Annotated in this window: 5 protein-coding genes; 2 read left to right on the top strand and 3 right to left on the bottom strand. The window is 45.3% G+C overall.

What is annotated here, in order from left to right; genetic code table 11:
- The first annotated feature begins 68 nt into the window (after nt 1-68).
- The gene (locus DW917_RS05785; protein ID WP_158570072.1) at nt 69-539 is read left to right on the top strand and encodes a hypothetical protein; all 471 of its coding nucleotides are present in this window, start codon (nt 69-71) and stop codon (nt 537-539) included.
- Here DW917_RS05785 and uxuA read toward each other — a convergent pair whose 3' ends face one another.
- From uxuA to DW917_RS05770, 3 genes are all read right to left on the bottom strand, one after another.
- Complete coding sequence (gene uxuA / locus DW917_RS05780; RefSeq protein WP_118117092.1) at nt 540-1,811, bottom strand: mannonate dehydratase; 1,272 nt, start codon at nt 1,809-1,811, stop codon at nt 540-542.
- A 31-nt stretch (nt 1,812-1,842) separates the two neighbouring features.
- Nucleotides 1,843-3,432 carry a mannitol dehydrogenase family protein gene (locus tag DW917_RS05775; protein WP_118117091.1) on the bottom strand — a complete coding sequence of 530 codons (1,590 nt, stop codon included), beginning with the start codon at nt 3,430-3,432 and terminating at the stop codon, nt 1,843-1,845.
- Nucleotides 3,433-3,526: 94 nt separating this feature from the next.
- On the bottom strand, nt 3,527-4,873 hold the full coding sequence (locus tag DW917_RS05770) for a DNA recombination protein RmuC (RefSeq protein WP_118117090.1): 1,347 nt from the start codon (nt 4,871-4,873) through the stop codon (nt 3,527-3,529).
- Between the two features lie 298 nt (nt 4,874-5,171).
- On the opposite strand from DW917_RS05770, the gene DW917_RS05765 reads away from it, so the two are divergent.
- Complete coding sequence (locus DW917_RS05765) at nt 5,172-6,668, top strand: C69 family dipeptidase (protein ID WP_118117089.1); 1,497 nt, start codon at nt 5,172-5,174, stop codon at nt 6,666-6,668.
- Nucleotides 6,669-6,774: the final 106 nt, after the last annotated feature.

Genomic DNA, 6,774 nt, shown 5'->3' with positions numbered 1-6,774 from the left:
ATAAAATAAGTTAAACTAAAATGCTGCGGAATTTAGGATAAGGAAAAATTACCCATACAGGACAGAATGTGAAAATCATCGACTTCGGACTATCAGACAGCGATGCATTCTTCATTCTCAAGCACCCTGCTGGCACTACAGGATTTATCGCACCAGAACAGTTCATGCCTGACGCAAAGGCAGAACCGAGGACTGATATCTTTTCCTTGGGAATGGTCATCACAGAAATAGCCACATCTATCGGAGATAAAAAACTGGAGAAAATTGCTAAGATATGCACTACCCACAATCCCTTGCTGCGCCCAAGCAGCATTGAGATTCTGCGCAAAAGACTATTAGAAAAGCCTCAGAACCGAAATGTCATCATACTTCTTGGCTGCATAGTCTTTCTCTTGGCTGTAGCCATTGGCATATCCTACTATCATCGGCACCAAGTGACCAAACAAAAAGAAGCCACTATGGAGCAGTATCTCGAAGGAGATAGCGCTAACCATAGTGGCAACAAAGTTAGGGATGTTCAACTCTGGAATCCATATTAACTAATCATAAAATCCTGGCTGTTTGTACTCAATACCGAGTTCATCATCCACGGTGGCGATGACGCCCTGAATCTGACCCATGGCAAACATACGACCCAGAAGCGTGTAACCGGCATTGTGTCCGTGGTTACTCTCATCGAATACGCCACCAGGCTCATCGGTGAAGGTCATACCATGGTCCACTCTCATAGGGAGACGACGACCAGAATTGCACTTGCCTTCCTGCTCTGCCTTCTCGAAGATGCGGCAAAGTTCGATGAGATGACCACGACCACCTAAGTGAGAAGCCTCCGTGAAGTTGCCATTAGGGAAGATATAGCAAGAACGCAGGTGAACGAAGTGAGTGCGATCGGCGAACAGCTTAGCCATTGCCACACAGTCGTTGTGCTCACCGGCAGAGAATGAACCTGCACAGAAAGTCAAACCATTGTGCTTATTTGGTACAGCATCCAACATCCACTGGATATCCTCTGCACGACCAATGATTCTTGGCAATCCGAATACTGGATAAGGAGGATCATCTGGGTGAACACACATGTTGATATCGTACTCATCGCAGATAGGCATGATGGCCTCCAGCCAGTATTTCATATTCTCCTGCAACTTCTTTTTGTCAATGCCATCATAAAGTTTCAAGAGGTCGCGGAACTTCTGTACAGGAGCAGCATCACCCTCGCTGAAATTACCGGATACAAAACCCTGGGTCTTGATGATGATGTTCTCTACCAAAGCATGATCCTGCTCTGGCGTAGAAGTCTTCTTGATTTCATCAGCCTCAGCCACGAGGTCTCTACCCCACTTGTGTTCCTTAGAGAACTCAGCCCAATCTTCACGAGCGCCTTCACGCTGCAGGATGTAGATATCGAAGTAGGCAAACTCGCCCCAGTTCATATAGAGGTTGTTGGCTCCGTTAGGATTCTCATGTGCCAAATCGGTACGTGCCCAGTCTAAAACCGGCATGAAGTTGTAGCAGATGCACTTGATGCCTTCCTCACCTAAGTTGCGGAGACTCTTCTTATAAACCTCAATCTGATGATCACGGTCAGGACCGCCATATTTCAAGGTTTCAACCACTGGCAGAGACTCAACCACGCTCCATTTCATACCGTAAGATTCAATGTACTCCTTGAGTTCATGAATCTTCTCACGCGTCCAAACCTCGCCCAGAGGAACATCGTGCAATGCGGTAACGATGCCCTCAACACCTATCTGTTTCAACTGTGCAAGCGTAATCTTATCTTTCTTGCCAAACCAGCGCCATGTTCTTTCCATATATTATATAATGTATAAGTTTGAAAATGAATTATCTCGCAGAAACATACTTATGCAATGTCTGTCTTACAGCACCCTTGCCGGCAAAGAGTTCCTTCACCATGCCTTCTATCTGCTCTCCGAAACCTGCTTCGTAGAGATCGAGACCAAATACATCCTTACGGGTATAGAGATTCTTGAGACAAGAATAGTCCTGATCTGCCTTACCTACTTCCAGAGGAGCTACAATAGCCTGAAGTTCAGCCAATAATGGGTCGGAAGATGGCTCGAATGGTTTCAGATTGTCATCCAAAGCCTTGAGATAACGGGCATAACCAGCTAATACCAATGGAATCAATACGAGATTACTCTTGTCGAGACCGCGAGCGATATACTTTTTGATAGTTTCACCGAAACGGATAGAAAGTTTCTGACTGGTATCAGTAGCGATACGCTGAGGAGCATCTGGCATGAATGGGTTTGGCAGACGCTTATTGATCACGGTACCGATAAACTCGTATGGATTCAAGACTCCTGGGTCTGTTACCACAGGCATCGCCTCGATATAACCCATCTTCTGGATGAAGGCACGCAGGTCCTCATCAGCCATCTCGGCAGAAATCAAAGTATAGTCGAGCATGCAACCATAGATAGACATGGCAGTATGCAGCGGGTTCAGACAGGTGGTTACCTTCATGGTCTCTACCTCATCCACCGTCTTGCGGGTGGTATAGAGTGCACCGCCCAACTCCAATGGTGGACGACCATTGGTATAAGTATCCTCACAAACGAGATACTGCACCTCCTCAGCATTCACAAAAGGAGCTGTAAAAGTATGTTTTTCGGTGATGATGGTTTCGTTGTCCTCAAAGCCATCCTCTGCCAGCATCGCCTGCACTTTCTCATGAGGACGTGGAGTAATCTTATCTATCATAGACCAAGGGTATGTAACCTTGCTGCTATCGTTGATATAATCCAGGAAACCAGCCTCAACGATGCCATCCTTTACCCAGCGCTCAGCATAAGCCTTCACACCAGCCTTTACATGATCGCCATTGTGAGAACAGTTGTCAGTAGATTGAAGGGTGATAGGCAACTTACCTGCCTTGTATCTTTCATAAAGGAGGGCCGTCAACTTACCCATAGCAAAAACTGCGTCGAGACCACGAGCTAAATCTGCATCATTGAAAGAATATCCCTTCTCGGTGATGGTGAAAGTTACCATCTGCAGACTTGGAGCCTGGAAGATCTGAACCAGACGAGCCCAGTCTTCACAAAACTGCTTATCGGCCTTGAGACTCTCTGTGATAGAAGCGATGACCTTCTTCTCAATAGTACCATTAGACTGGAGGCTTACGAGAAGAGAGAGGTTATTGTAAGGACGATAAGCCTTATCGATAATTTCATAGTCAAAACTTTCAACCACGATGACACCACGGTCATACTTACCCGTGTTAAGTGCATCGTTGAGAATAGCGGCAGGGAACGCACGGAAAATGTTACCTGCGCCAAAGTGAACCCAAGTAGGCTCATCATGAGTCTTCTTGGCTACAGCAGCGATGTCATACTGAGGAAGCTGATAACCTTTCGCCTCCCATTCTTCAGCATTAAAATTGTTAGAAAGAATGTCGTTTAGTTTCATATTGAAATCCTTTTGATATTGTTTTATGTATATTTACTCCTATATATTATGTACCATATATGTAGATGAAAAACAGGCCACCTAAAAAGACATTTTATTTCTCTAAAGCCTTCAGTTGCTTTTTCGGAGTTACACCGAGTTCTTTCAAACCTTCTACCCTTCGCATGACATTTCCAGCACCATCATAAAGTTGCTTTTTAGCCTTATCAAAGGTTCCAGAGAGTCTGGTAATTAAATCACCTATACTGGTAAAAGTATCTTCAAAGACAGCAACTTTATCATATAAATCGGCAGCAGTCTTAACAATTTTCTCCACGTTCTTATTCTGGCGATCATATTGCCAGAGATTATAAGCGAGTTGTAGCGCCATCAAGAGGTTGCTTGGAGAAATAATAATGATTTTCTTCTGATAAGCATAGCGACTCAACTCCGGTTGTTGTCTCATAGCAGCTATATAACTGGTTTCATTCGGAATAAACATCAGCACAAAACCGATGGCATCCTCTACCAGTTTGGAATAATCCTTCTCAGCCAATTCATCAATATGCTTGCGAACACTCTGTGCATGTGCCTTCATCAATCTTTCTCTCTCAGCATCATCCTCAGCAGCAAGGGCATCCGTATAGGCAGTAAGCGAAACCTTAGAGTCGATGACCACACTTCTTCCTTCAGGGAATCGGACGATGACATCCGGGCGGAAATTCTTGCCATTCTCGTCCTTGGTATTTTCCTGGATAAAGAACTCCTCGTCTTTTCTCAATCCGCTATTCTCCAAGATGGTTTCCAAGACCATTTCTCCCCAGTCACCTTGCATCTTACTATCACCCTTCAATGCCTTGGTGAGATTGGCTGCATCAGAACCAATCTTGGACGTTTGCTCTTTCAGGCTCAATACAGCCTGCTGCTGTTCCTGCTGAAAGAGTTTCATCGTAGCCTCGAAGGTATTCTGCAGTTCTTTCTTGTTTACTTCATTCTGCGTTTTACTCTCCTCCACCGATTTCTTGAAATCAGCAAACTGTTCCTTGATCGGTTTCAGAAGTTCATCCATCTGCAGACGGTTGTTTTCCTGCAAAGCCGATTGCTTGGCAGCCAGTTGTTCCGCTGCCACCCGCTGCTGTTCGATATTCATCCGCTGCATCTCCTGCTTGAGGTTTTCGAGTTTCTGCGCCCACTGCTGGTCGCTCTCTGCCCGAAGTTTCGCAGCATACTGTCGCTCATTCTCCATTTGAGCTTTCAAGGAATGAACCTCAGAAGCATGAGAATCTTTCATACCTTTCATCTCAGAAGCATGATGTAGTTTATCCTGCTCAATGTTAGCCGCCAGTACCTGCACTTTTGCTATCAGTTGTGTTTTTTCCTCTCCACCAGTTTTAGCTTCCATCAGCTTGCCAACAACAAATCCGATGACAAGCCCTATGATGATTCCGATTACTATCTCCATTGTTTTTGAATTTTTCTAAAAATCTACAATTATTACGTTTTGCAAAAATAATGTTTTAAAAGCATAATGCCAAACTTCCAAGGAGATTCTTGTAGTTATTTAACTTATTCCTTACATCCACACTCACCTTGACTATATCCCCTGGAGCGAACTGATTTTGGTTTACTTTTTATGCCTTGAATATTCTCTGCTGCACACTGCGCAACAGAACTTAAAGTTTAATTTTGCTGAAAAAATCTTGCACTTTAAAAGAAAAACTGTATTTTTGCAGCCATAAAATTCATAAAACATAACGATTATGAAAAAAGAAATAAATAATTCTTTCGAGAATGTAGAGAAGAGAGCCAGCAAGCTGCCTTCTGAGTGTACCACCATCATCGTAGGCGAAGAGCAGAGTGCAGATGGCGCCAAATACCTTTGCCGTTCCAGCGACTTCGATGCGCTGATGGCCATCAACATCGAAGTACATGAGGATACAAAGTTTGGCTCTGAGGAATTTGTGGCAAAGGACAGCAAATTCCGCTGTCCACTGCCTAAGGAGGCTTTGGGATATACAGGATTGCCAGATTACCAATTCCCTGGCGAATGGGGAAGCGCAGGATTCAATACGGCTGGCGTGGGCATGAGTTCTACAGAGACCATCTTTTCAAGCGATAAAGCACTTGCCTTTGACCCATACGTGAAGAATGGACTTGCCGAGAACTGCACCTACAATATCGTTTTGCCATACGTTCACACCGCTCGTGAGGGAGCTGCACGCTTAGGCAAGCTCATCGAGCAATATGGTTCGGCAGAAGGATTCGGCATCGGATTCATCGACGACAAGGAGATATGGTATCTGGAGAATGCTTGCGGACATAAGTGGTTGGCTTGCCGTATGCCAAAGGACCAGTACTTCGTTACCGGTAACCAAAGCCGTTTCCGTGATTACGCACCAGAGGACAAGGAGAATTTCATGGCAGCACCCGACTTGATAGAGTTTGCCGAGAAGAATGGTCTTTACGATCCAAATGATGCCGAGGCAGAGAAAGACAAGCATGGTAAGGCGAAGTTCGATTTCCATAAGGCATACTCTCGTGATGAGGAACTCGACACCACCTATAACTATCCACGTGTATGGGGTTTACAGCAGATGTTCTCACCAGCCATCCAGAATGATGTCACCAAGAATACCTTCCCTGTCTTTGCCAAGGCTGCGCATAAGATCTCGCTCACCGACCTCCGCACCGCCTTCCGTTTCCATTATGACCATACCGATCATGATCCATATCTGCATGAGAATGGAAAAGAGCCTTATCGCCCAGTATCTATCTTCCGCACCACGCAGACCCACATCATCCAGGTAAGAGAGGATTTGCCTCATGCTATAGGTCACATCACCTACGTCGCATTCGGCATGGGCGACCTCAGCGTCTTCCTCCCACTCTACCAGGGAGTAAAAACCTTCCCTGAGCTTTACACCCATGTGGCTAATGGCAGATGCAAGGACGACAGTGCCTACTGGCGTTTCCGCAAGGTGATGACACTCGGCATGACCGACTATAATGCCTTCGCTCCTATCATCAAGGATGCTTACGCCAAGTTGGAGGCTGAGAACGACCAACGTCAGAAGGAGATGGAAACAGAGTACTTGAAGCTTTACAAGGAGAGCCCGATAAAAGCCCAAGACCTCTTGCAGCACTTCTCAGATGAGGTTCTGAACCACGCCATCGAAGTGGCAGATGAATTGGTGGAAGAACTCTTTACTCGACTCACGGAGAAGATTCAAAAGGAATACCTCTTCCACGGAGCATAAAGGAATACAAATGAGCATAAAAACGTAGTAAGCTTCATTCGCCATCGAAACTTACTTCAATCAACAGCGAAGCCTGCTTCAACACGCATTGAAGCAGGCTTCATTA

It is taken from the genome of Prevotella sp. AM42-24, assembly GCF_003461825.1.
Classification (GTDB): domain Bacteria; phylum Bacteroidota; class Bacteroidia; order Bacteroidales; family Bacteroidaceae; genus Prevotella; species Prevotella hominis.
Note: the sequence above shows the minus strand (reverse complement) of the source record. Positions and strands in the feature narration are given on the sequence as shown.

Excerpts from the sequence above, each read along its gene's own strand:
- DW917_RS05770 (WP_118117090.1), bottom strand. The coding sequence starts at position 4,873 with ATGGAGATAGTAATCGGAATCATCATAGGGCTTGTCATCGGATTTGTT.
- uxuA (WP_118117092.1), bottom strand. The coding sequence starts at position 1,811 with ATGGAAAGAACATGGCGCTGGTTTGGCAAGAAAGATAAGATTACGCTT.
- DW917_RS05765 (WP_118117089.1), top strand. The coding sequence starts at position 5,172 with ATGAAAAAAGAAATAAATAATTCTTTCGAGAATGTAGAGAAGAGAGCC.
- DW917_RS05775 (WP_118117091.1), bottom strand. The coding sequence starts at position 3,432 with ATGAAACTAAACGACATTCTTTCTAACAATTTTAATGCTGAAGAATGG.